Genomic DNA, 24742 nt, shown 5'->3' on the forward strand with positions numbered 1-24742 from the left:
GGCCAAACAACATGGCCAACCAAATCATGGCCAAATCAAATGGGGTCCGTTCCCAATCAAGGGAACGGACCCCATTGTGCCATCCGCGGCCATCCGCGGCCATCCGCGCGAATCGGCTAGCGCGAATCGGCTAACTCGAACCGGCCGATTCGCACGGATATGCGTCACGCCGTGAAGTACTCCACGCCGGCCTCGAAGATCGGCTGGTACTTGTCGCCGGGCACATTCGCATACAGGCCGTTGCCGGAGCGCTCCGAATGGCCCATCTTGCCGAACACGCGGCCGTCCGGGCTGGTGATGCCCTCGATGGCGAGCAGCGAGCCGTTCGGGTTCACCGAAAGGTCCATGCCCGGCACGCCGGCCTCGTCCACGTACTGCGTGGCGATCTGGCCGTTGTCGCGCAGGGACTCGAGCACCGGCTCGGAGGCGACGAAACGGCCCTCGCCGTGGCTGATCGCCACCGTGTGGATGTCGCCGACGGCCGTGCGGGACAGCCAGGGGGAGAGGTTCGACGCGACGCGCGTGCGGACCAGACGGCTCTGGTGGCGGCCGATCGTGTTGAACGTCAGCGTCGGGCATTCGGCGGTCATCGGCACGATGTCGCCGAACGGCACCAGACCCAGCTTGATGAGCGCCTGGAAACCGTTGCAGATGCCCAGCATCAGACCGTCGCGGTTCCTGAGCAGATCGCGCACGGCCTCGGTGACCTCGGGCGCGCGGAAGAACGCGGTGATGAACTTCGCGGAGCCGTCGGGCTCGTCGCCGCCGGAGAAGCCGCCGGGGATCATCACGATCTGGCTCCTGCGGATCTCCTCCACGAGGGCGGCGGTGGACTCGGCCACGGCCGCGGGCGTGAGGTTGTTCACGATCAGCGTGGTCACGTCCGCGCCGGCGCGCTCGAACGCGGCGGCCGAATCGTACTCGCAGTTGTTGCCCGGGAACACAGGGATCACCACATGCGGCTTGGCCACCGGGGCGCCCGTGTACACGGTCTTCTGCGGAGCGTCGTAGGACACGGCCTCGACGGTCCTGCCCGCATCGGCCGCGGCGGCCGCCACACTCTTGGAACGGTACGGGAACACCGACTCGATGCCGGACTCCCAAGCCTCCTGCACATCGTCCAGATCCAGCGTCTCGCCGGCGGCCACGAACTCATAGGCCGCGGTGGTCACGCCGATCTCGCTCACCTCGACGAGGTTGGAGGACGCCGGGATCTTCTCGTTGTCCGCAAGCTCCACGATGAACGAACCGTAGGCCGGGGCGAACAGGTCATCCGCCGTGATGCCCTCGTTGAGGGTCAGGCCGATGCGGTTGCCGAGCGTCATCTTGAACAGCGCCTCGGCGGTGCCGCCGTAGCCAGGCGTGGAGACGGCCAGCGCCACGTGATGCGACGGGTCGGTGAGCTCCTCCACCAGGGCGAACGCGTCGAGCAGCGCATGCCTGTCCGGCGTGAGGCCGTCGGCCAGATAGCGCGGGGCGATGCGGAAGATCCGGTGTCCGGCGCCCTTGAACTCCGGGGACGTGGTGCGCTTTACGTTGCCCACGGCCACGGCGAAGGAGATCAGGGTGGGTGGCACGTCGAGGTTCTCGAAGCTGCCGGACATGGAGTCCTTGCCGCCGATCGCGCCGGCGCCCAGATCGATCTGGGCCATGAGCGCGCCCAGCACGGCGGCCGTCGGCTTGCCCCAGCGCTCCGGCTCGTCGCGCAGCTTCTCGAAGTACTCCTGGAAGCTCAGATACGCCTTCTCATGCTCGAAGCCGGTGGCCACGAGCTTGGCGAGCGATTCGACCACGGACAGGTACGCGCCCGTGAACTGGTTGCGCTCCATGAGGTACGGGTTGAATCCCCATGCCATGGCGGAGGCGGTGGTGGTCTCGCCGAACACCGGGATCTTGGCGACCATGGCCAGATTCGGGGTGAGCTGACGGCGTCCGCCGAACGGCATGAGCACGGTACCGGCGCCGATCGTGGAGTCGAAGCGCTCGGAAAGGCCCTTGTTGGAGGCCACGTTGAGATCGGCGACCATGGCGTGCATGCGATCGGCCAGCGAACCGGTGGTCCAGGCGGACGGAACCGCGTAGCCGCGCTGCGCCTCGACGTGCACGATCTGGTGCTTGGAGGCGCCGTTGGAGGCAAGGAAGGAACGCTTGAGGTTCACGATCTCGTCGCCGTTCCAGGTCATCACCATGCGCGGATCCTCGGTCACGGTGGCGATCACGGTGGCCTCAAGGTTCTCCTCGCGGGCGTACTTCATGAACTCGTCCACGTCTTGGGCGGCCACGTCCACGGCCATGCGCTCCTGGGATTCGGAAATCGCCAGCTCGGTGCCGTCCAGACCCTCGTACTTCTTCGGCACGGTGTTGAGATCCACGTACAGGCCGTCCGCGAGCTCGCCCACGGCCACGGACACGCCGCCCGCGCCGAAGTCGTTGCAGCGCTTGATCAGACGGCAGGCGTCGCCGCGGCGGAACAGGCGCTGCAGCTTGCGCTCCACGGGGGCGTTGCCCTTCTGCACCTCGGCGCCATCGAGCTCCAGGGACTCCACGTTGTGGGCCTTGGACGCGCCGGTCGCGCCGCCGATGCCATCACGGCCGGTGCGACCGCCCAGCAGGATGATCTTGTCCCCGGGAGCCGGGGTCTCGCGACGGACATGGTCGGCCGGGGTGGCGGCCACGACCGCGCCAACCTCCATGCGCTTGGCCACATAGCCGGGGTGGTAGATCTCATCCACCTGACCGGTCGCCAGACCGATCTGGTTGCCGTAGGAGCTGTAGCCGGCGGCGGCGGTGGTCACGAGCTTGCGCTGGGGGAGCTTGCCCTCCAGCGTCTCGGACACCGGGACGGTGGGGTCGGCGGCGCCGGTGACGCGCATGGCCTGGTACACGTAGGAGCGGCCCGACAGGGGATCGCGGATGCAGCCGCCGATGCAGGTGGCCGCGCCGCCGAAGGGCTCGATCTCGGTGGGGTGGTTGTGCGTCTCGTTCTTGAACAGGAACAGCCAGTCCTGATCCTCGCCGTTCACATCCACCTTCACCTTGACCGTGCAGGCGTTGATCTCCTCGGACTCGTCGAGGTTCTTCAGGATGCCGTTGCGCTTGAGCCACTTGGCGCCGATCGTGCCCATGTCCATGAGGCAGACGGGCTTGGCGTCGCGGCCCAGCTCGTGACGGATCTCGAGGTAGCGGTCGAAGGCGGCCTTCACGGTCGCGTCGTCGATGCTCACCTCGTCCAGCTCGGTGCCGAAGGTGGTGTGGCGGCAGTGGTCGGACCAGTAGGTGTCGATCACCTTGATCTCGGTGATGGTGGGCTCGCGGCCCTCCTCGGCGAAGTACCGCTGGCAGAACTCCAGGTCGGCCAGATCCATGGCCAGGCCGCGCTCGTCGATGAAGCGCTGGCCGGCTTCGGTGTCCATCTCGTTGAAGCCGGCGATGGTCTCCACCTTGCCGGGGACGGGCACCTGCGTCTTCAGCGTGGTCTTGGGCTCCAGACCCGCCTCGCGCGCCTCGACCGGGTTGATCACGTAATGCTTGATGGACTCCACGTCGGCGTCCGAAAGCTCGCCTTCAAGGGCGTACACCTTGGCGGAGCGGACGGTGGGGCGCTCGCCTTGGGAGATGAGCTGGATGCACTCGCTGGCCGAATCGGCGCGCTGGTCGAACTGGCCGGGCAGGAACTCGGTGGCGAACACCCTGGCGTCGCCGAAGTCGGGCAGATCGGCGGACACGTCGTCCACCTGCGGCTCGCTGAACACGGTGGGGGTGGCCTGACGGAACAGCTCATCGCTGATGCCCTCCACGTCGTACCGGTTCACGATGCGCACGGCCTTGAGGCCGGCGATGCCCAGAATCGTGCGCAGCTCGCCTGCAAGCTGCTGCGCCTCGACGTCAAAGCCGGGCTTCTTCTCCACGTACACGCGAAAAACCACTGCTGTTTTCCTTTCTTACAACACTCAAAACGCGACAATCAAAAAGAGGCCCCCTCTGTTGAGGGAGCCCCACGACGTTTCAGTCGATCTCGATGCCCTCGGACTTGGCGAGCTCGGCCAGACGACCCTCGATCTCCTCGTAGGCCGGGATGATGCTGCCCAGACCGCGGCGGAACAGGTCCTTGTCCAGATGCTCCACCTTGCCGGAGTGGTCGCGCTGATCCCACAGGCGGCAGGAATCCGGCGTGATCTCGTCGGCCAGCAGCAGCGTGCCGTCGGACGCGCGGCCCATCTCGATCTTGAAGTCCACGAGCTTGACGTCGATCTTCGCGAAGATGTCGATCAGCGCCTTGTTGATGCGGCGGGCCAGCGGGGCGATCTCGGCGAGATCCTCGCGCGTGCACACGCCAAGGGCCACCAGATCATCGTCGTTGACGAACGGATCGTGCAGATCGTCGTTCTTCAGGAAGTACTCCAGCACCGGCTCCTTGAGCGGCAGGCCCTCCTCGACGCCGAGGCGCGAGCAGAAGTGGCCGGCCGCGGTGTTGCGCAGCACGATCTCCAGCGGGAACATGTCCATCTTGCGCACCAGCTGGGCGGTGTCGTTCACGCGCTTGACGAGATGGCTGTCGATGCCGCGCTTCTTGAGCAGGTCGAAGATGATGGTGGTGATGAGGTTGTTCAGTCGGCCCTTGCCGGTGAAGTCCTCCTTCTTCTCGCCGTCGCCGGCGGTGGCCGTGTTCTTGTACTCGACCCAGAGGATCTCCGGATCGTCGGTCGCGTACAGCTGCTTGGCCTTGCCCTCGTAGAGCTTTTCCAGTTTCTCCATGACTCGCCTTCCAATTGTTCTTGTGGAGTGGAATTCTGGGTGAACTAACGGTAAAAGGCTACCAATGAGAACCGACACCCGCGCCCTTCGCGGCGGGGCCGCGGCGTAGAGTTGTGCCTCGCCACATCAGGGTCGGACAGGGGGAATCATGGCCGCAAGCGCATACGATCAGATCGAATCGCGCCCGCTCACCGGGCATCAGAAAAGCGTCATCACGCTGATGGTGATGAGCAACATCGCCGAATTCTTCGACATGTTCCTCATCGGATTCGTGGTTTCCGTGCTTACCACGGCGTGGCGGCTCACGGGCTTCGAGGCAGGCACGATCCTCGCGTGTTCCGGTCTGGGCACGGTGATCGGCGCGATCGTGTGGGGGCACCTGGCCGATCGGTTCGGCCGCAAGCGCGCGCACGCCTGGTGCATCGCCTGCTTTGTGGGCTTCACCGTCGTCTCCGTGTTCCTGCCCGATCGGGCGTGGCTGGCGCTCGCCCTGCTGCGCGTGGGCGTGGGCATCGGCGTGGGCGGCATGAACATCACATCCATCCCGTACGTGCAGGAATTCGTGCCGGCCCGCCACCGCGGTCTGCTGTCCGGGCTGGTGTCCGTCTTCATCCCGCTCGGCATGCTGCTCGGCGCCGCGGCGCAGGGCTTGGTGGGCGATGACTGGCGGGCGCTGATGGCCTTTGGCGCGATCCCGGCGCTCCTGCTCATCTGGCTGCATCTGGTGCCCGAGTCACCGCGGTACTGGCAGCTCAGGGGACGAGACGACAAGGCGCGCGAGGCGCTGGCATGGGCCTTGGAGATCCCGGCGGACCAGGTGGGCGATCTGCCCGCCGATTCCGCGGCCGAGCCGCCGAGCTACAGCCGCCTGTTCGCGGGGCACGGGCGCGCGCTCGCGATCGTGAGCGTCGGCTCGTTCTGCTTCATCATGGGCGGTTTCGCGGTCCAATCATGGGGGCAGACCCTGCTCAAGGACGCCTTCGGATTCCCCACGCGCATGGTCGCGCTGCTGTTCGTGGGCGTTTCCGTGGCGGACATGGTCGGCCGTCTGGCATCCGCGTGGCTGGCCGATGTGATCGGCAGGAGGGCCACGATGTTCGCCTTCGGCGTGATCGGGGCGGCCGGATGCTTCGCCGCCGCGCTGTTCCATGATTCAGGATGGGCGTTCTATGCGGCCGTGCTGGTGATCATGACCTTCGGCGATGGCGTGTTCGGCATCCTCAACGCCTTCGGCGGCGAGCAGTTCCCGAACGACGTGCGATCGACCGCGCTGGGACTGGGCTACGGCATCGGCGCCACGGCCAAGGTGATCGGGCCGGCCTTCATGGGTCTGCTCGTGGGCGGCGGATATGTTGCGCAGCGCATCGACATCGCGGTGGTCACCACGGCGTTCTCGTTTTTCGGCGCATGCATGCTCGTGGGGGCGATCGTCTACCTGTTCGCCAACGAAACGCGCGGCCGCGAGCTCGAATCGCTGTGATCGCCCCGCCCGGCGTGGTCCATAATGGAAAGTGACCATTCACGAACCATTAAGGAGGTCAACGATGATCGATCATGTCGGACTGTTTGTGAAGGACGCGGCCGAGCGCACGGAGTTCTACGCCAAGCTGCTCGCCCCGCTGGGATACGCCAAGAAGCTCGAGTTCCCCGGCGCCGTATGCTTTGAGAACGCCGAGGACGGCGACAGTGTGTGGATCGAATCCCCGAAGTCGGCCGACCAGAAGCTCGTGGTGGAGCACATCGCCTTCCGCGCCAAGGATGAGGAGGCCGTCAAGGCGTTCCATGCGGCGGGTCTCGCCGCCGGCGGCACGGACAACGGCCAGCCCGGGCCCCGTCCGGCCTATGGCCCCACGTATTACGCCGCGTTCATCCACGATCCGGATGGCAACAACATCGAGGCCATGCTGCAGTAGTCATAGTCATCCTGAGCGGGTCGGAGTCGGCCCCATCCTGAGCAGAGCTTTAGTTAGGCCTTTTACTGTCATCCTGAGCGGAGCGCAGCGTAGTCGAAGGATCCTTAACTGTATGCACGAGGTTAAGGATCCTTCGGCTCCGCCTGACGGCTCCGCTCAGGATGACAGAAAGAGGCCTGTGTTTCGCTCGGGGTGAGGGTCGTGGCCCGTCTTGCTCAGGAGGGGGACACGCCTCAGCGCACGTCGATCGTCAGGGCGCTGGCAACGCGGGCGGCCTTGGCGCGGGCATGGCCGGCCGAATCGGACACGGCCAGGGTGACCGCCATGCGGCGATGGCCGTGCACCTCGGGCTTGGCGAAGATGCGCAGATCGGTCCCCGGTTCGGCCAGTGCGGCCGCCACATCGGAGAATTCGGCCTCGCCATCGCCCTCCACCACGATCGCGTGGCTTGCGGCCACCGAACCGTCCGGGATGGACAGGGCCACATGCCCCTGCGTCACGGGCAGGCCAAGGATCGCACGGGCGTGCAGCGCGAATTCGCTCAGACGCTGCGAGATCATCGTCACCATGCCCGTGTCGTGCGGACGGGGAGACACCTCGTTGAACAGGATCGAACCATCCGTGAGCACGAACAGCTCCACGCCGAACACGCCCCAGCCGGTCTCGCCCGCGGCCTTCGCCTTGGCGGCCAGACCTTCCACGGCCGCGCGCGCGATGCGATCGGCCTGCTCAAGCAACGGGGATGGGACGGCGGCCGGCTGCCAGGATTCGCGGTAGTCGCCCGATTCCTGACGTTGACCGATCGGCGCGCAGGCCACAATGCCCGCGGACGACGACACCGTCAGCACCGTCAGCTCGTAATCCAGCGGGGCCAGCGCCTCAACGATCACACGGGACACATCGCCCTCGCCCGCGGCCCGGCGGCCCTCCTGAGCCTCCGTCCATGCGGCGTCGATCGCATCCGCCGAACGAACCACCGACTGTCCGTGCCCGGACGAGCTCATCACCGGCTTGACCACGCACGGGTATCCCACCGCTTCGGCACCGGCGCGCAGCTCCTCGATCGATCCGGCGAACCGGTACGGCGTGGTGGGCAGGCCCAGCTCCTCGTGCGCGAGCACGCGCAACCGTTCGCGATCCATGCAGATGGCCGCGATCTCGGCGCTCGGCACCACCTGAATGCCGCGGGCGGCGGCCCCGGCCAGCTCGGACGTGGCGATCGCCTCCACCTCCGGTACGACGATGTCCGGCTTCACCTCGTCGAACAGCGCGCGCAGCTCGGCGGCGTTGGCCATATCCAGCACGCGGAATTCATGCGCCACCTGCTGGGCAGGCGCGCCCGCATAGGAGTCGGCCGCGCACACCCACGCGCCCAGGCGCATGAGCTCGATCGCGACCTCCTTGCCGAGCTCTCCGGCGCCAAGGAACAGCACGCGGGTGGAACGCGCACCCAGCGGCGTGCCGAGCACGCGGTTGGCGGGCGCGGAATCGGAAACGTTCCGGGATGGGGAATTCTCATTGGTCATGGCAGTCATGGGCCTCATTGTACGGATGGGCATGTCCGGGGGCTGGGCGGCGTATACGCTCCACGCGGTAGCGCCTCATAAGGAACGCCTATAGCCACGCCGTTGTCCTGGCGGGCGGGCCGTCCTACACTGGATATTACCGGACGGGGGAACACCGGACCGGGCCAACGTACAACTCAACTGTCCATTGCCAATAACAGCTGCCGGCCGACCGCCACAGGGTCGACCGGCAGTTTTCATGTGAAGGAAGCTCATCGTCATGACATCTTCGCCCATCGCATCGCTGATCTCCAAGAGGGCTCTCGCCCTGCCGGGCAACCCCTTCGCCGAGGCCGACGCGCGCGCCGCCGCGGCCATCGCCGCCGGGGAGGATGTGGTCGACCTGTCCAAGGGCAATCCGGACGGACAGCCGCCGGAGTTCATGAAGGACGCGCTCGCCAAGGCCGCTTACGAGCCGGTGAACTACAAGTACGCGCCCTTCGACGGCAAGCCCAACTTCCTGAAGGCCGCCGCAGGCTGGTACCGGAGGCAGCACGGCGTCACGGTGGACACCGCCATGCAGCTGCTGGCCACATCGGGATCCTCCGTAGGCATCTCCATCGTCATCGAGGCGCTCATCGATGAGGGGGATACCGTGCTAGCGGTGGAGCCGTACTATCCGCAGTACGAGGGCTCCACGGCCGTGGCGAAGGGACGTTTCGTCACCATCCCCACCGACGCCGAACACGGTTTCCTGCCCGATCTCGACGCCGTGGACCCGGCCTTGCTGGACAGGGCGAAGCTGCTGATCCTCAACTATCCGAACAACCCCACCGGGGCCGTCGCCACGCCAGAGCTCTATGCCACGGCCGTGCGGCTGGCCAAGGAACATCACTTCGTGATCATGAACGATTTCGCCTACGCGGGGCTGGGCTTCGACGAGACGCATCCGGCGATCAGCCTGCTGGAGACGCCCGGCGCGTTCGACGTGGCCGTGGAACTGTGCTCGCTGTCCAAGATGTACATGGTGGCCGGATGGCGCGGCGGGTTCATCGCCGGTAACGCCGATGTGGTGGCCGCCGCCAAAGCCGTGCACCGCCAGACCACCGTGCTCGCCTCCACGGTGATCCAGGACGCCGGCGCCGCGGCTCTGGACTCCGACCAGTCGAGCGTGCCCGTGCTGGCCCGTCGCTACCGCCGTCGTTACGAGGTGCTGCACGACGGCCTCAACGCGGCGGGCTTCCACGTGCTCGATTCGCACGGCGGCCTGTTCGCGTGGATGGAGGTGCCCCAAGGCGCCGGCACATCGAACGATTTCGCAGACTTCCTGCTGCACAGGGCCGGCGTGGCCGTGATGCCCGGTTCCTGCTTCGGTGCGTCGGGCGAGGGCTATGTACGCCTGAGCCTGCTCAAACCCGAGGAGGATCTGGCCGAGGCCGTGCGCAGGATCGTCGCGAACGTCGACTCCAAGCGTGTGCCGCGGTAGCATGGGGGAATGCTCGAAAAGAAACTGACGATCGTGCTGGTCATGGACACCATCGGCACGCAGGGCAACGGCACCTCCAACTCCGCGCTGCAGTATGCGAGGGAATTGGAACGTCAGGGTCACCACGTGCGGCTGGTGGGGTTGGGCAGCAAGGACTACCCGGCCCGCGAGAACCATGTGCCGCTTGTCTCCTGGGTGGCCAAAAAGCAGCACATGCGGTTCGCCAAACCCAGCGACACGCTGTTCCGCACGGCGTTCGAGGGCGCCGACGTGGTGCACATCTACCTGCCGTTCTCGTTCGGCCGCCGGGCGCTGCGCGTCGCCCGCGAAATGGGCATCCCCGTCACCGCGGGGTTCCATCTGCAGCCCGAGAACGTGAGCTACAACGCCGGACCGATCGCATTGATCCCCGGTGTGAACGACTTCATGTACGCGCTGTTCCGGTACTGGCTCTACCGGCGTGTGGACCACATCCACACGCCCACGGAGATGATCGCCAGGCAGTTGCGCGATCACGGCTACAAGGCCAAGTTGCATGTGATCTCCAACGGGTATTCGCCGCGCTTCACGCCCAAGAGGCAGCGCGCGGCCGGTGAGCCCGAACCGTGGCGGTACCGCGTGGTCGCCTCCGGCAGACTCGCCAGGGAGAAGGACCACATCACGCTCATCCGCGCGGCGGCCATGTGCCGGCACGCCGGGCAGATCGAGCTGCACATCGCCGGCACCGGCCCGCGCGCCCGGTACCTCAGGCGCCGGGCGAAGCGCCTGCTGCCCAACCCGTCCTACATCGGGTTCCACCGCAACGCGCAGATGCCCGCATTCCTGCGCGATTGCGACCTGCTTGTGCACCCTTCGATCGTGGACATCGAATCGCTCAGCGTGATCGAGGGCATGGCGTCCGGACTCGTGCCGGTGATCGCCGAATCGGAGCTGTCCGCCGCCGGGCAGTTCGCCCTGCTCGACGAATCGCTTTTCCCCGCACGGGACGCGGCCGCGCTCGCCGATCGCATCGATTGGTGGCTTGACCATCCGCGCGAGTTGGCCGAGTGGGGCGAGAAATACGCCGAGCACACGCGCGAGCACTATTCGATCGAATCGTGCGTGCGCCGGTTCGTGGACATGGAGCGCGAGGCGATCGCGGACAGCGAACGCCAAGCCGCCTAGGGGCGCAGCCGCCCGCAACGGGATCGGCTCAGTGCAGGGCCGTGAACTCGCGCATCTTGCGGCGGATCATCACCGTGACCATCACCATGCAGTAAGCCAGCGCGAACGCCCACGCCAGCGGGTTCGAATAGCAGATCGCCAGATAGCCGTAGCCCACGATCGCAAGCCATGCGCCGAGTGCGCGGCCGGCCAGCTCGCCCACGCCGGAGATGATCGCGTGCGTGGAGTAGCCCATGCCCTGCAGCGTGTTGCGGAAGATCATCAGCGTGCCGTGGATGATGAAGAAACAGCTGATGAGCGTCAGGTACAGGGCCGCGTCGTCGGTGATCCGCGGATCCGCATCGCCCAGCACCGAACCGACCAGCGGGCGGTTGAACAGGCGGATGACCACGAAGCAGACCACGCAGTACACGGCCTGGATGACCGTGCCGGAGACCAGACCCTGCTTGATGCGATCGAGCCGCTTGGCGCCCAGATTCTGCCCGGCGTAGGTGGCCATGGCCATGCCGACGCTCTCCATGGGCAGGGTGAACAGCTGGCGGATCTTCTCGCCGGCGGTCTGGGCGGTCACGGCCGCCGTGCCGAGCAGGTTGATCGAATTCTGCATCAGGACCGCGCCGATCGCGGAGACCGAGTATTCGAAGCCCATCGGCAGGCCCACCACGGCGAGACGGCGGACATGGCGACCGGACCAGCGCATGTCGGCGCGCAGGGCGGGGGAGAGGGACTCCCGGAAGATCGGGATCCGCGTGAACGCCCACCAGCAGTTGAGCCCGGCGCTCAATACCTGCCCGATGATGTTGCCCAGGGCCGATCCGACCACGCCCATGTGGCACACCACGATGAAGAAGACGTCGAAGCACACGTTGATCGCGCAGGAGATGACCAGGAAATAGAACGGATGCCGGGAATCGCCCACCGCGCGCAGCAGGGCGGCCGAGTGGTTGTACAGCACGGCCGAGGGGATGCCCAGGAAGATCACCGTGATGTACTGCCAGGCCATGTCCATCAGGTCGTCCGGCGTGCTGATGAGCTGGAGCATGGGCCGGGCGAGCAGCGTGAACGTGATGGTGAACACCACGCTCAGGATCACGCACATCCATGCGCCGTTGTAGACGTATCGGCGGAATTCCGCGTGGTCCTTGGCCCCGAACGCCTGCGAGGCGGGGATGGAGAAGCCGATGCACGCGCCCTGCACGAAGCCCAGTGTCAGGAAGTTCAGCGAGTAGGTGGTGCCCACCGCGCCCAGTGCGGCATCGGAGATGAGACGTCCGACCACCACGGAGTCGGCGAAGCTGTACACCTGCTGGAACAGGGTGCCGGCCACGAGGGGTATGGAGAAGAGGAGGATCTGGACGATCGGGCGGCCTTGGGTCAGATCGCGGGTGGAGGCGTCGTTGCTGTTGCTCATGGGGACATTATTGCGCGCAATAATGTCCCCATCCGTCAGATTTTCCGGCGTTTTCCGATCGTGTCGCGTGCTTGTGTCGTGTTTACAGCAGCGCGATCAGCTGGTCCACGTGCTCGGGCGTGGTGGCCCAGCTTGTGGCGATGCGCACGGTGGTGTGCCCCGCGTCGGGCTTCTCCCAGAAGCTCAGGCGCACCTTGGCGCCGAGCTCGCGGTAGCGGTCGTCGTCCAGCGTGACGAAGATCTGGTTGGTGGTGTTGACCAGCGGCATCTCGTAGCCCCTGGCGACGAGCGCTTCGCGGATGCGGTCCGCCTGCTCGTTGGCGTTGCGCGCGATGGCCGTGTACAGACCGTCGGTGAACAGCGTGTCGAACTGCAGACCCAGCAGGAAGCCCTTGGCCAGCAGCGCGCCGTGGCGCTTGACGATCGTCAGGAAGTGCTTGGGCATGTTATGGTGCGTGAACACCACCGCCTCGCCCATGAGTGCGCCCACCTTGGTACCGCCCACGTAGAACACGTCGGCGAGCCGGGCCAGATCGGGCAGCGTCACATCGTTGCCGCGCGCGGTGAGACCGTAGCCCAGTCGGGCGCCGTCCACGAACAGCGGGATGCCGTACTTGCGGCACACATCGTGCAGGGCCGTGAGCTCGGCCTTGGAATACAGCGTGCCGTATTCGGTGGGGTTGGAGATGTAGACCATGCCCGGCCAGACCATGTGGTCGCGGTTGCCGTCGGCCATGAAGACGGCGCAGTAGTCGTCCAGCTCGCTGGCGTCCATCTTGCCGTCGTGCGCGGTCAGGGCGAGGACCTTGTGCCCGGTGGCCTCGATCGCGCCGGCCTCGTGCACGTTCACATGGCCGGTCTCCACCGCCACCACGCCCTCCACCTCGGAGAGCATGGAATCGATGACCACCTGGTTGGTCTGCGTGCCGCCCACGAGGAAGAAGATCTCGGCGTCCTCGTCCTGGCAGGCCTCGCGGATCCTCGCCTTGGCCGATTCGCAGACCTCGTCCGAGCCGTAGCCCGGGTACTGGTCCATGTTCGCGCGCGCGATGCGCTCCAGAATCGCCGGATGCGCGCCCTCGGAATAATCGTTCTCAAACGACAGCATGTCCCTCTCCCTTATCTGGTGCACGCGCCACGTGCGCATGCGTTCGTCGCCATCATAGGCGTGCCGCCGCGTTGATTTCACATTCTGGGCAACGGTCCCGCAATGTGGCATTTCAGAAGGTCTTGGATTTCAGAGAATCTTGCCGTCCTTGTCCCCTTTGTTCTCCCGGTTCTCGCGGCTCTCCATGCCGATGCGGATGATGTCGATCGTCTTACGCACGCGCTCCGGCAGCTTCTGCGATTCGCCCAGCTCGTCCAGGAACTCGTTGATGCGGGCGCGGTAGCGGCGTTGCGATTCGGGGTCGAGCTTGAGGCCGAACATCAGGCTCTGGCGGATCATCTCCGGTTCGATGTTGCCGAGGAACATCAGCGTCTGCAGGGCCATGAACGGGATGAGCTGGGGGTGGCGATCGCTGATGTACGTGGAGCGGTCGTGCGCCGCCTCGAGCCAGTCGCCCAGCATCTCGGTGTTCCATCCGCGCATGATCGAACCCGAGCGCAGGCGGTAGTGGTACAGGGTCTCGGGGATGCGCACCACCTGATGCGATTCGCCGATCACGTTGCAGATGCGGGCCAGATCCTCGATCTTGCGGCCCACGGGGAAGGAGAAGCCGTGGTCCTTGTAGATGCCCGCCTTGGCCATGAACGCCCAGAAGTAGCCCTCGATTTCGAACTGCAGCTGCTTGCGCAGGGTCTCCTCCGGGGTGAGCACCTGCACGTCGTCGTAGTCGTTCTGCCGGTACTGCGATTTGATCGGTCGGCCCATCCCGTCGATCGTGTCGAACCGGAACATCACCAGATCGGCGTCGTGCGTGTATGCGGCGGCCAAGCACGACTCCACCAGCCCGGGTTCGATCGCATCGTCCGAATCCATGAAGTAGATCCAGTCGCCGGTCGCATGGGCCAGACCCGCGTTGCGCGCGGCGGATAGGCCGGCGTTCTCCTGGTGGATGACGCGGATGCGCCGGTCCTTCGCAGCCCACATGTCGCACATGGCCGGGCAGTTGTCCTTGGAGCCGTCGTCCACGAGGATGATCTCCAGATTGCGGTAGGTCTGGCCCACCACACCGGCGACCGCCTCGTCGAGATATCGCTCCACTCCGTAGACGGGGATGACGATGCTGACCAAGGGTCCATGGGGCTCATGCGAGGTGGTGTTTGCGGCAGTATTCATGGTTTCCACCATACGCGACGAGTGTGCGACACGCTGAGACACGCCGGATTTTGATCTCTGGAAAAAGCGTGTATAGTATTCACCTGTTGCGAAAAACGCCAACACATGGTGGATATAGCTCAGCAGGTAGAGCAGCTGATTGTGGTTCAGCAGGTCGCGCGTTCGAGCCGCGTTATCCACCCCACGGATCCCCGGGTCATTTGGCCCGGGGATTTTTTGTATTTGCGATATGTTAAGACACCGGGGTGCGTCGAAACGCGGGACGTGACATGATGGTGGGGGATTCACGAGAAAGGATCATCCGATGGGCGAGAGCAAAGAGGTCGACTATTACCACGGCGTGTACGGGTACATCGAGGACCCGACCGCGAACAAGCTGCTGGTGGTGAAGAAGACCAAGGGCGCGTACAAGGGCAAGTTCGATCTGCCCGGCGGAGGTCAGCAAGCCGGCGAGACCCGCGAGGACACGCTGCGCCGCGAGATCCGCGAGGAGACCGGCGCCGATCTGGTGGAGGGCAACGACTACTTCATCTCCCGCGCCACCACCGAGTGGACCGATGACGATCAGAATCCCCGCACGCTGGTGCACACCTTCGAGATCGCCCGCGCCGTCGTGGGCGCCGCCGACGAGTCGGTCACGTCCAGCGACACCGATGGCTGCTGCTACATGGCCAAGATCGCCATGAACCCACGCAATGCCTCGCCGCTCGTGCTCGAGGCTCTGGGCCACTTCGACGCCGTCGACCCCGACATCGCCGAGAAGGACGCCTGAGGCGAGTCTTCGTCATCCTGAGCGCTGAGCCGTGAAGCGGACAGCCCGGTGGGCTGTCCGTAGGCGAAGGGAGCCGCCGCCAAGGCGGCGACGGTCCGGCTCAGCCGGACACCGAAGACCGGAGTCGAAGGATCCTTCGTCATTTTCGCACAAAGTCATAGTGCAGGAAGGTTACCCGGATTCAATTTGTAAGTGCAACACCCGTCTTTGGATGGTCTTGCCGCAATAGTACCCTGCCGAGCTCGCGGTACCAAACCTCGTTGGGCGTTTCCCAGTTCAGGACCTTCAACGGGGTGTCGTTGATCTCCTGGACGATGGCCTGCAGGTCCTCGTCCGACAGGTCGTCGAAGCTGGTCCCCTTGGGCAGGTAGCGGCGGATCCTGCCGTTGCGGTTCTCGTTCGTGCCGCGCTGGTACGAGGAGTACGGGTCCGCATAGTAGGCGGGCATGCCGAGCGCCTCGTCCACGAGCAGGTGGCAGGAGGACTCCGTGCCGTTGTCCCAGGTGCGGTCGATGCGCGCGGGCGCGGGGATGCGGCTATAGATGTCGTATTCGGCGCGCGCGGTCGCCAGCGCGCTCTTGTCGGGGATGAACCGGGCGAACAGCTTGCGGCTCTTGCGTTCGACCTGCGTGTCGATGCACCGTTTCGAGGGGGCCGTGCCGATGACGGTGTCGGACTCGAAATGGCCGAACTCATGCCGCGAGTCGACGCGTTTGGGCCGGTCGGCGATCGGCACGCGCATGGGGATCCTCGGCCCCTTCGACCTGCGGCCCTTGGCGCGCGTGCGGCGCCGCTTGCCGCGCGGCAGGTACTGCCTGAGATCCAGCGTCTGCTGCGGTTTGGCGTAGATCCACCGGTAGAGGCACTCGTGGCTTATCCGCATGCGCGGGTCGTCCGGGAACTGGACCTTGAGCCGTCCCTCGATCCGCTCCGGCGTCCATCCCTTGCGCAGCGCGTCCATCACCCACGACAGCAGCGGGTCGTACGCCATGCGCAGGGGCTTGCGCGACCTGCGGGCGCGTGTCTCGGCCTTGCGCTGGGCGGTCATGGCCGAGTAGAACGGGCGCGCGGTCCATGCGCCCGTCTTCAGGCGTTTCGGCCGGTACGGACGGTAGGAGTCGTTCTCGTTGGACGCGAACCTTGAGGCCGCGTTTGAGCTCGCGGCTGATGGTGGATTTGTCGCGGCCGGTCCTGCGGGCGATCTCGTTGACCCCAAGGCCGTCCCTGTTGCGCAGTTCGTCGATCCGAACGCGTTCCTCGGCCGACAGGTGGGAATACACTTTCTTCATGGGCGCAGCACCTTCCTGGGTTGAACTTGAACACTTCCAACCATAGAGCGGGTGTTGCGCTTCTATTTAGAACCCGGGTTAAGGATCCTTCGGCTCCGCCCTTCGGGCTTCGCTCAGGATGACATAGGGCGGTCGTCGCGGGGGAGTCCGTTCAGAAGCTGACGGCGACGGCGATGAGCATCACGAGGCTGGTGACGACTTCGCAGGGGGCGGCGGTCAGCGGCGGGACCACGCCGCGCGAGGACAGGACGGGCAGGACCGTGGCTCGGGCCAGCAGAATCAGTGCGGCCACGGCCAGCGCAGGGCCGTATGCGGGAATAAGCGCGAAGCCGGCGACCGCCATGGCCGCACTCACGGCGACCGATGCCGCATAGTAGCCGCGCGGAACGGAAGCGCGGTCGGTACGATCGGCGCGGTTGCCGCGTCCGGCCCGTCCTACGGCCATGCTGGGCACGAACAGCAACTGGCCGAATTCGAACACCGCGAAGATAGCGCCGATCATCATGCCGGCGGGGGAGAACATGCCGTCCGGGAAATACCGCGTGCCCAGTCCCGTGGTCACGGCGCCGATGCCTCCGGCCGCGATGACCGCGACGGTCTGGCTGAGCAGCCCGCGGTCGCGACGCATCCATGCGAGTCCGAACGACGCAGCAGCCACGAGGATGTAGAACGGCGCCCACCACAACAGCTGCGGGGTGAGCGCCAGCAGGGGCAGACCGATCACGCAGGTCGCCGCCATATAGGACAGCGCGGGGACCATATAGCGACGCTGGCCATGCGAAACCATCCAGCGCGCGGTGGTGAACTGCGCGCAGTAGCAGGCCAGCCAAGCCACGGTGGTCCAGACGCTTCGCCAGGACACGCCGCCGGCGATCGTCCCCGCAAGGGCCGGGGTGAGCACCATGACCCATGCGCCCGGCTGATTCGGCACCCACATGCGGGAGAATTTCGATTTGGGCCGTCGTGGCGGTTTCGTTTGGGAAGCACGGCGCGGGGTCTCGTCGGACACGCCGGAAGTGGTGTTCTCGTCAGTCATGACGATCAAGACTAAGGGCATTCCGCCCGACATGCCAGAGCGGATGCCGGGCGGAATGAACGGGGAATCGCCGTTCAGCGCTCACTGTCCGTCGCCGGTGGCGCGCGCGCCGAGGGAACCGATCAGGGCGAAGGCGTGGGGCAGCTGAGCGGCCACATCGCTTGCGACGACGGGTTTGCCGGTCACGCCGAACGGCATGGCGCCGTGGGTTTGCGACGACGCCGGCGCCATGAGATCGGCGAGCGTGTCGGGATCCTCGTCGTACATGATCGGCACCGGCCGCGCGCATTGGACGGACGAGGATGCCAGTTGCCCGGCCAGGCCGTGGATGTACGCGCCGGCTGCGGCGATGTCGGTCGCCATGAGCGTCACCGGCTTGCCATCGGCCGCGTTCTGGGCGAGCAGCGCGCCAATGGATCCGGCCAGCACATCGCCCGATCCGGCCGTGGCCAGCCATGCGGGGGCGTTGCCGCTGACCATCACGCGCGGCTTGTCCGGGCCGTCGCTGCCCACGACCACCGTGATCGCGCCCTTGAGCAGGACCGTCGCACCAGTGATCCGCCATGCCGCCAGCGCCCAGGTCAGCGGATCGCGTCGCACATCGTCGGCGTCCACGGCCTCGCCGCGCACGCGCAGCAGATGGGCGAGCTCGCCGGCGTGAGGCGTGATCACCACCTGCGGCGGCACGCGGTCGGGCAGCAGATCGAGCGCGCCGGCATCCACCACGACCGGCGGGAGCGTCTCCTGCCCGTCGTCGAACGTGGGGGCCAGCAGAGCGAGCCAATCCTCCATGGAGTCGGGCAGATCGTCCAGGCCGATCGTCATCAGCGTCTCCGGCGAAGGCCAGTGCGCCTCGGCCACCGCATACGGCTCAAGCAGCTGGCGGATGGCTTCGCGCTGCGGATCGCCCTCCTGCGCATGGTCGCCATCGGGCACGCCGGAACCGACCACCCACGCCTGGCACCGGCCTTCGCCGAGCACCGCTTCGGGCAGGCGGTCGAGCACCATCCGCTGCGCCCGATCGGGGCCCACATAGCGGACCATGCCCACACCGGAGCGCGCCGCGGCGAACGTGGAGAGCACGGCCGCGCCAGGATAGGCGTCCGATCCGGTGATGAGTCCCACCACCCCGCGCGCGTACTTGTCGTCTCCGATGCGCGGCAGGCGGACATGGTCGCTCGCCCCATGGGCGGATGCGGCCTCCACGGCGACCGGCGTGTGCGATGCGTCGAAACCGAAATCCACCAGCACGATCTGGCCGAACATATTGGACGCGGGGGGCAGCAGCGCGCAGGGCTTGAGCGCGCCGAACGTCACCGTGACGTCGGCGGGGATGCACACGCCGGGCAGCGTGCCGTCGTCCACGCCCACGCCGGACGGGACGTCGATCGCCAGGACGAGCGGATACTGCGAGGCCTGTTCGCCCAGTGGGGTGCCGGGGGTCCGGGCGCGTGCGCGATCGGCGGCGATCTCCTTGGCGACCTTGGCCGCCGTGCCGCGCAGGGCGCCGGTCGCGCCGATGCCGGTCATGGCGTCCAGCACCAGATCGCTGGCCTCGTACATGCTGATGAGATGGGTGAGCAGATCGTCTGCATCATCCTCGTCGGCCGGCGGATCGACGTCGGGGATCCGGGCCTCGGGATCGAGCGCGAACACCGCGCCGCCGGCGTCGCGGAGCGCGGCGAGACCTTCCTTATGCAGGGAGCGGCCGACCGCCGCGCACGCCACGGATGCGCCTAGTTTGGCCAGTTCCGCCGCGGCGAACAGGCCGTCGCCGCCATTGTCCCCGGCCCCGGCCAACAGCAGGATGTGCGTGTCGGTGATGGCGGGGGCGTCGTCCTGCCGTTCCAGCATCGTCCGGGCCACGTGCGCGGCCGCATCGGCCGCCATGCGCATCAGCGGCACGCCCCGGTCCAGCAGCGGGTGCTCCATGTCCCGCACCTGCTCGGCGCGCCATGCGCTGGCGGGGAAGGATATGTAGCCCGGCATGTCGCCGTCTTCGGGACCGTCGCCGTACGGGAAGCCGCCATCGCTTCCCGCGCCGAAGCCGTCCAGCCGGTCGAACTCCTCAATATCGTCGTAGTCGAATAGCGACTCCATCGTCTCCGCCCCTTTCCTTGTGGATCTTCCCGTCCCACTCTACCGTGCGTGTCGCGTTCGCGGGGCCGCGCCGCGCCGGCCTTGCGGAGGTTCGATCGCGATCGATTCCGTGCGCTTGCGTGTGATATTTGAATCCCGGATGAACACTACGGAACATTGGGATTGCGGCACGCCGTCGATTGGCTTGGGGATGGTCCAATCGGGTACACTAATAACTGAGTTGAGGCAGCGGTTTAGGCCTCGCTCAAACTCATTCGCTTATGATCTTGACGGCGGCCCGGAGTGACATGGTCTCCTCCGGGCCGTTTGTTGTCCAAGGGTGTGGTATACTGATCTCTTGTGTGTGCCAGCGGCATGCCTTATGTGACAGGCGTGTGGGCTGGGATATCCTTCGAGCCATTTGGATCGCGCGCAGCAATGCGGCGGCGAGAGGCGAGAGGGCCATCGGGCCGGTGGGCTGGGCTGTCTTTTCCGATTGCGGGCGCGTGCGTCCGCGGGTTCGGGGGAGTGCGGGCGCAGCGACGCGGCCTCACGAATAAGAAGAACCATTGAATCGGAGAATTCAAGTTGCCTACTATTGAACAGCTCGTCCGCAAGGGACGTCAGCCGAAGCCGAAGAAGTCGAAGACTTTGGCCCTGAAGGGCAGCCCGCTGCGCCGCGGCGTGTGCACCCGTGTCTACACCACCACCCCGAAGAAGCCGAACTCGGCTCTGCGTAAGGTCGCCCGTGTGCGCCTTTCCTCCGGTATCGAAGTCACCGCTTACATCCCGGGCGAGGGCCACAACCTGCAGGAGCACTCCATCGTGCTCGTGCGCGGCGGCCGTGTGAAGGATCTGCCGGGTGTGCGCTACCACATCGTGCGTGGCGCGCTCGATACCCAGGGCGTCAAGGACCGCAAGCAGGGTCGTTCCCTGTACGGAGCAAAGAAGGCGAAGTAATAGATTATGTCTCGTAAAGGACCCTCCAAGAAGCACATCCTGCTGCCCGATCCGATCTACGGTTCCACCGTCGTCGCGCAGCTGATCAACAAGATCCTCCTGGACGGCAAGAAGTCCATCGCCGAGGACATCGTCTACTCCGCTCTTGACATCGTCAAGGAGAAGAGCGAGCAGGAGCCGGTGGCCGTCCTCAAGCGCGCCCTGGACAACATCCGCCCGTCCCTCGAGGTCCGTTCCCGCCGAGTCGGCGGCGCCACCTACCAGGTGCCGGTCGAGGTCAAGCCGGGCCGCGCCAACACGCTGTCCCTGCGCTGGCTGACGGACTTCTCCCGCGCCCGTCGCGAGAAGACCATGGCCGAGCGTCTGGCCAACGAGATCCTGGACGCCTCCAACGGTCTGGGCGCTTCTGTCAAGCGTCGCGAGGATACTCATAAGATGGCAGAGGCCAACAAGGCCTTCGCGCATTACCGCTGGTAATCGCCTAAGTTCGAGAGCTAAGGAAAACTCATGGCACTTGACGTGCTTTCTGATCTGCATCAGATCCGCAACATCGGCATCATGGCGCACATCGACGCCGGTAAGACCACCACCACCGAGCGTATTCTGTACTACACCGGTAAGAGCTACAAGATCGGTGAGGTCCACGATGGCGCTGCCACCATGGACTTCATGGCTCAGGAGCAGGAGCGCGGCATCACCATTCAGTCCGCCGCCACCACCTGCTTCTGGAACCGCCAGACCCATGATCCGGAGCAGAAGTTCCAGCTCAACATCATCGACACCCCCGGTCACGTGGACTTCACGGCCGAGGTGGAGCGCTCACTGCGCGTGCTCGATGGCGCCGTCGCCGTGTTCGATGGCAAGGAGGGCGTGGAGCCGCAGTCCGAGACCGTGTGGCGTCAGGCCGACAAGTACGGCGTGCCGCGCATCTGCTTCATCAACAAGATGGACAAGCTGGGCGCGAACTTCTACTACTCGGTGGACACCATCAAGGAGAAGCTGGGCGCCAACCCGATCGTCATGCAGCTGCCGATAGGCGCCGAGAACGACTTCACCGGCGTCATCGACCTGGTCGAGATGAAGGCCTATGACTGGAACACCGGCGACGAGCTGGGTGCCCACTACAACATGGACCCGATTCCGGACGAGTACAAGGACAAGGCCCAGGAGTACCACGAGAAGCTCGTGGAGGCCGCGGCCGAGGCCAACGACGAACTGATGAACAAGTTCTTCGAGGAAGGCGATCTGTCCAAGGAAGAGGTCCGCGCCGGCATCCGCCAGCTGACCATCGAGAAGCGCGCCTTCCCGGTCTTCTGCGGCTCCGCGTTCAAGGACAAGGGCGTTCAGCCCATGCTCGACGGCGTCATCGACTACCTGCCGAGCCCCGAGGACGTTCCGGCCATCAAGGGCTACAAGCCCGGCGACGAGTCCGTTGAGATCGACCGCCACCCGACCGTCGACGATCCGTTCGCGGCCCTGGTCTTCAAGATCTCCACGCACCCGTTCTACGGCAAGCTCGTGTTCGTGCGCGTCTACTCCGGTTCCGTCAAGCCCGGCGACACCGTGCTCGACTCCACCAAGGGCAAGAAGGAGCGCATCGGCAAGATCTTCCAGATGCACGCCGACAAGGAGAACCCGGTGGACGCCGCCGAGGCCGGCAACATCTACACCTTCGTGGGCATGAAGAACGTGTCCACCGGTGAGACGCTGTGCGCCGAGAACGCCCCGATCTCCCTCGAGTCCATGACCTTCCCGGATCCGGTGATCCAGGTGGCCGTTGAGCCGAAGACCAAGGCCGACCAGGAGAAGATGGCCGTGGCCCTTGCCAAGCTCTCTGACGAGGATCCGACCTTCCAGGTCACCTCCGACGAGGAGTCCGGCCAGACCCTGATCGCCGGCATGGGCGAGCTCCAGCTCGACATCATCGTCGACCGTATGCGTCGCGAGTTCAAGGTCGAGTGCAACGTGGGCAAGCCGCAGGTCGCGTACCGCGAGACGATCCGCAAGGCCGTCATGAACGAGGTCTACACCCACAAGAAGCAGACCGGTGGTTCCGGCCAGTTCGCCAAGGTGTTCATGAACTTCGAGCCGCTCGACACCGAGGCCGGCGAGACCTTCGAGTTCGTCAACGAGGTCACCGGCGGCCACATCTCCGCCGAGTTCATCGGACCCATCGAGGCCGGTGTCAAGGAGGCCATGGAGTCCGGCGTGCTCGCCGGCTTCCCGGTCGTGGGCGTCAAGGCCACCGTGTACGACGGCCAGATGCACCCGGTCGACTCCTCCGAAATGGCCTTCAAGATCGCCGGTTCCATGGCGTTCAAGGAGGCTGCACCGAAGGCCAAGCCGGTCATCCTCGAGCCGATCATGGCCGTGGAGGTCCGTACTCCTGAGGAGTACATGGGCGACGTCATCGGCGATCTGAACCAGCGTCGTGGCAACATCCAGTCCATGACCGACGCCACCGGCGTCAAGGTCATCGACGCCAAGGTCCCGCTGTCCGAGATGTTCGGCTACATCGGCGATCTGCGTTCCAAGACCCAGGGCCGCGCCATGTTCACCATGCAGATGGACTCCTACGCCGAGGTCCCGAAGAGCGTCTCCGACGAGATCATCAAGGCCCAGCGCGGCGAGTGACACGCGTTGCCACGGTAGTGGCGTCTGTCCCCAGTCAACGCTAATATAGATTAGCGTTGACTGGGTTCAGGGCTCGTCTGTGGCACAAACCCAGAAACCCAGTAAATCAGTAGCGAACGTCTGGCGCACTGCTAAGCGCCCGGCAAACTACGAGAGTCCAGGAGGACTACACATATGGCAAAGGAAAAGTACGAGCGTACTAAGCCGCACGTTAACATTGGTACCATCGGCCACGTCGATCACGGCAAGACGACCCTGACCGCTGCCATCTCCAAGGTGCTGTACGAAGAGTACCCGGATCTGAACACCGAGTACGATTTCAACCAGATCGATTCCGCTCCGGAAGAGGCCGCCCGCGGTATTACCATCAACATCTCCCACATCGAGTACCAGACCGCGAAGCGTCACTACGCTCACGTGGACTGCCCGGGCCACGCCGACTTCGTGAAGAACATGATCACCGGTGCCGCTCAGATGGATGGCGCCATCCTCGTTGTGGCCGCCACCGATGGCCCGATGGCTCAGACCCGCGAGCACGTGCTGCTCGCCCGTCAGGTGGGCGTCCCGAAGATCCTGGTTGCCCTGAACAAGTGCGACATGGTCGACGATGAGGAGCTCATCGAGCTCGTTGAGGAAGAGGTCCGTGACCTCCTCGACGAGAACGGCTTCGATCGTGACTGCCCGGTCATCCGCGTGTCCGCCTACGGCGCTCTGCACGATGACGCTCCGGATCACGAGCACTGGGTTGAGCAGATCAAGAAGCTCATGGACGCCGTCGACGAGTACATCCCGACCCCGGTCCACGATCTCGCCAAGCCGTTCCTGATGCCGATCGAGGACGTGTTCACCATCTCCGGCCGTGGTACCGTCGTCACCGGCCGTGTGGAGCGTGGCCAGCTGGCCGTCAACTCCCCGGTCGAGATCGTCGGCATCCGTCCGACCCAGAACACCACCGTCACCTCCATCGAGACCTTCCACAAGACGATGGACTCCTGCGAGGCTGGCGACAACACCGGTCTGCTGCTCCGTGGTATCAACCGTACCGACGTTGAGCGTGGCCAGGTTGTGGCTGCTCCGGGCTCCGTGACCCCGCACACCAAGTTCGAGGGTGAGGTCTACGTCCTGACCAAGGACGAGGGTGGCCGTCACTCGCCGTTCTTCTCCAACTACCGTCCGCAGTTCTACTTCCGCACCACCGACGTCACCGGCGTCATCGAGCTGCCGGAAGGCGTCGAGATGGTTCAGCCTGGCGATCACGCTACCTTCACCGTTGAGCTGATCCAGCCCATCGCTATGGAGGAGGGCCTGACCTTCGCTGTGCGTGAGGGTGGCCACACCGTCGGCTCCGGTCGAGTCACCAAGATCCTCGCCTGATTTTCATCAGACAGTGATCAGGTGCGCTTGATCTGAACTAGCGACCTAGAAAATCCCCTTGGGTTTAACACCCAAGGGGATTT

General features: G+C 65.4%; 17 protein-coding genes, 1 tRNA gene and 1 pseudogene. 10 read left to right on the top strand and 9 right to left on the bottom strand.

The window, feature by feature from the left end:
• Window positions 1–164 precede the first annotated feature (164 nt).
• Together EMO90_RS02260 and purC are read right to left on the bottom strand one after the other, a co-directional pair.
• Entirely contained in the window at window positions 165–3926 is a 3762-nt protein-coding gene (locus EMO90_RS02260) for a phosphoribosylformylglycinamidine synthase (protein ID WP_150353849.1), read from the bottom strand.
• A gap of 79 nt (window positions 3927–4005) precedes the next feature.
• Window positions 4006–4755, bottom strand: coding sequence for a phosphoribosylaminoimidazolesuccinocarboxamide synthase (gene purC, locus EMO90_RS02265; RefSeq protein ID WP_150353848.1), 750 nt, complete (start codon window positions 4753–4755; stop codon window positions 4006–4008).
• 148 nt (window positions 4756–4903) lie between these two features.
• Here purC and EMO90_RS02270 point away from each other — a divergent pair, with 148 nt between their 5' ends.
• A complete protein-coding gene (locus EMO90_RS02270) occupies window positions 4904–6235 on the top strand; it encodes an MFS transporter (protein WP_150353847.1) in 1332 nt (443 codons plus the stop codon).
• 64 nt (window positions 6236–6299) lie between these two features.
• Window positions 6300–6668: a VOC family protein gene (locus EMO90_RS02275; RefSeq protein ID WP_150353846.1), complete on the top strand. Its 369-nt coding sequence runs from the start codon at window positions 6300–6302 to the stop codon at window positions 6666–6668.
• Between the two features lie 233 nt (window positions 6669–6901).
• Here the strand turns inward: EMO90_RS02275 and purT are convergent, their stop codons facing one another.
• Window positions 6902–8203 (bottom strand): formate-dependent phosphoribosylglycinamide formyltransferase, encoded by a 1302-nt coding sequence (gene purT, locus EMO90_RS02280; RefSeq protein ID WP_395952654.1) that lies wholly within the window; start codon window positions 8201–8203, stop codon window positions 6902–6904.
• A 250-nt stretch (window positions 8204–8453) separates the two neighbouring features.
• Here purT and EMO90_RS02285 point away from each other — a divergent pair, with 250 nt between their 5' ends.
• Together EMO90_RS02285 and EMO90_RS02290 are read left to right on the top strand one after the other, a co-directional pair.
• On the top strand, window positions 8454–9659 hold the full coding sequence (locus EMO90_RS02285; protein WP_150353844.1) for a pyridoxal phosphate-dependent aminotransferase: 1206 nt from the start codon (window positions 8454–8456) through the stop codon (window positions 9657–9659).
• Window positions 9660–9668: 9 nt separating this feature from the next.
• Window positions 9669–10823, top strand: coding sequence for a glycosyltransferase (locus EMO90_RS02290; RefSeq protein ID WP_150353843.1), 1155 nt, complete (start codon window positions 9669–9671; stop codon window positions 10821–10823).
• 28 nt (window positions 10824–10851) lie between these two features.
• Here the strand turns inward: EMO90_RS02290 and EMO90_RS02295 are convergent, their stop codons facing one another.
• The 3 genes from EMO90_RS02295 to EMO90_RS02305 form a co-directional block, all read right to left on the bottom strand.
• Window positions 10852–12234, bottom strand: a complete 1383-nt coding sequence (locus EMO90_RS02295; RefSeq protein ID WP_150353842.1) for an MATE family efflux transporter — start codon at window positions 12232–12234, stop codon at window positions 10852–10854.
• Between the two features lie 82 nt (window positions 12235–12316).
• Window positions 12317–13342: a threonine aldolase family protein gene (locus EMO90_RS02300; RefSeq protein WP_150353841.1), complete on the bottom strand. Its 1026-nt coding sequence runs from the start codon at window positions 13340–13342 to the stop codon at window positions 12317–12319.
• Window positions 13343–13471: 129 nt separating this feature from the next.
• Entirely contained in the window at window positions 13472–14515 is a 1044-nt protein-coding gene (locus tag EMO90_RS02305; RefSeq protein WP_190971980.1) for a glycosyltransferase family 2 protein, read from the bottom strand.
• 108 nt (window positions 14516–14623) lie between these two features.
• Here EMO90_RS02305 and EMO90_RS02310 point away from each other — a divergent pair.
• Window positions 14624–14699, top strand: a tRNA-His gene (locus EMO90_RS02310).
• 120 nt (window positions 14700–14819) lie between these two features.
• A complete protein-coding gene (locus EMO90_RS02315) occupies window positions 14820–15287 on the top strand; it encodes an NUDIX domain-containing protein (RefSeq protein ID WP_150353839.1) in 468 nt (155 codons plus the stop codon).
• Window positions 15288–15468: 181 nt separating this feature from the next.
• On the opposite strand, the pseudogene EMO90_RS02320 reads toward EMO90_RS02315, so the two are convergent.
• From EMO90_RS02320 to EMO90_RS02330, 3 genes and pseudogenes are all read right to left on the bottom strand, one after another.
• Window positions 15469–16576, bottom strand: a pseudogene (locus EMO90_RS02320) (IS30 family transposase).
• A gap of 151 nt (window positions 16577–16727) precedes the next feature.
• Window positions 16728–17612: a YwiC-like family protein gene (locus EMO90_RS02325; RefSeq protein WP_190971927.1), complete on the bottom strand. Its 885-nt coding sequence runs from the start codon at window positions 17610–17612 to the stop codon at window positions 16728–16730.
• An 81-nt stretch (window positions 17613–17693) separates the two neighbouring features.
• The gene (locus EMO90_RS02330; RefSeq protein WP_150353327.1) at window positions 17694–19601 is read right to left on the bottom strand and encodes a bifunctional ADP-dependent NAD(P)H-hydrate dehydratase/NAD(P)H-hydrate epimerase; all 1908 of its coding nucleotides are present in this window, start codon (window positions 19599–19601) and stop codon (window positions 17694–17696) included.
• Window positions 19602–20279: 678 nt separating this feature from the next.
• On the opposite strand from EMO90_RS02330, the gene rpsL reads away from it, so the two are divergent.
• The 4 genes from rpsL to tuf all read left to right on the top strand — a co-directional run bounded on the left by rpsL (window position 20280) and on the right by tuf (window position 24659).
• On the top strand, window positions 20280–20651 hold the full coding sequence (gene rpsL, locus EMO90_RS02335; protein ID WP_093960336.1) for a 30S ribosomal protein S12: 372 nt from the start codon (window positions 20280–20282) through the stop codon (window positions 20649–20651).
• 6 nt (window positions 20652–20657) lie between these two features.
• On the top strand, window positions 20658–21128 hold the full coding sequence (gene rpsG / locus EMO90_RS02340) for a 30S ribosomal protein S7 (RefSeq protein ID WP_150353315.1): 471 nt from the start codon (window positions 20658–20660) through the stop codon (window positions 21126–21128).
• A gap of 30 nt (window positions 21129–21158) precedes the next feature.
• Complete coding sequence (gene fusA / locus EMO90_RS02345; protein ID WP_150353314.1) at window positions 21159–23285, top strand: elongation factor G; 2127 nt, start codon at window positions 21159–21161, stop codon at window positions 23283–23285.
• Between the two features lie 174 nt (window positions 23286–23459).
• Window positions 23460–24659 carry an elongation factor Tu gene (gene tuf, locus EMO90_RS02350; RefSeq protein ID WP_150353313.1) on the top strand — a complete coding sequence of 400 codons (1200 nt, stop codon included), beginning with the start codon at window positions 23460–23462 and terminating at the stop codon, window positions 24657–24659.
• Window positions 24660–24742 lie beyond the last annotated feature (83 nt).

It is taken from the genome of Bifidobacterium vespertilionis (assembly GCF_008698145.1).
GTDB classification, from domain to species: Bacteria; Actinomycetota; Actinomycetes; order Actinomycetales; family Bifidobacteriaceae; genus Bifidobacterium; species Bifidobacterium vespertilionis.

What these genes read in the sequence shown, in the direction of transcription:
- purC (WP_150353848.1), bottom strand. Translation starts at nt 4,755, where the DNA reads ATGGAGAAACTGGAAAAGCTCTACGAGGGCAAGGCCAAGCAGCTGTAC.
- EMO90_RS02270 (WP_150353847.1), top strand. Translation starts at nt 4,904, where the DNA reads ATGGCCGCAAGCGCATACGATCAGATCGAATCGCGCCCGCTCACCGGG.
- EMO90_RS02275 (WP_150353846.1), top strand. Translation starts at nt 6,300, where the DNA reads ATGATCGATCATGTCGGACTGTTTGTGAAGGACGCGGCCGAGCGCACG.
- purT (WP_395952654.1), bottom strand. Translation starts at nt 8,203, where the DNA reads ATGACTGCCATGACCAATGAGAATTCCCCATCCCGGAACGTTTCCGAT.
- EMO90_RS02285 (WP_150353844.1), top strand. Translation starts at nt 8,454, where the DNA reads ATGACATCTTCGCCCATCGCATCGCTGATCTCCAAGAGGGCTCTCGCC.
- EMO90_RS02290 (WP_150353843.1), top strand. Translation starts at nt 9,669, where the DNA reads ATGCTCGAAAAGAAACTGACGATCGTGCTGGTCATGGACACCATCGGC.
- EMO90_RS02295 (WP_150353842.1), bottom strand. Translation starts at nt 12,234, where the DNA reads ATGAGCAACAGCAACGACGCCTCCACCCGCGATCTGACCCAAGGCCGC.
- EMO90_RS02300 (WP_150353841.1), bottom strand. Translation starts at nt 13,342, where the DNA reads ATGCTGTCGTTTGAGAACGATTATTCCGAGGGCGCGCATCCGGCGATT.
- EMO90_RS02305 (WP_190971980.1), bottom strand. Translation starts at nt 14,515, where the DNA reads ATGAATACTGCCGCAAACACCACCTCGCATGAGCCCCATGGACCCTTG.
- EMO90_RS02315 (WP_150353839.1), top strand. Translation starts at nt 14,820, where the DNA reads ATGGGCGAGAGCAAAGAGGTCGACTATTACCACGGCGTGTACGGGTAC.
- EMO90_RS02325 (WP_190971927.1), bottom strand. Translation starts at nt 17,612, where the DNA reads ATGACTGACGAGAACACCACTTCCGGCGTGTCCGACGAGACCCCGCGC.
- EMO90_RS02330 (WP_150353327.1), bottom strand. Translation starts at nt 19,601, where the DNA reads ATGCCGGGCTACATATCCTTCCCCGCCAGCGCATGGCGCGCCGAGCAG.
- rpsG (WP_150353315.1), top strand. Translation starts at nt 20,658, where the DNA reads ATGTCTCGTAAAGGACCCTCCAAGAAGCACATCCTGCTGCCCGATCCG.
- fusA (WP_150353314.1), top strand. Translation starts at nt 21,159, where the DNA reads ATGGCACTTGACGTGCTTTCTGATCTGCATCAGATCCGCAACATCGGC.
- tuf (WP_150353313.1), top strand. Translation starts at nt 23,460, where the DNA reads ATGGCAAAGGAAAAGTACGAGCGTACTAAGCCGCACGTTAACATTGGT.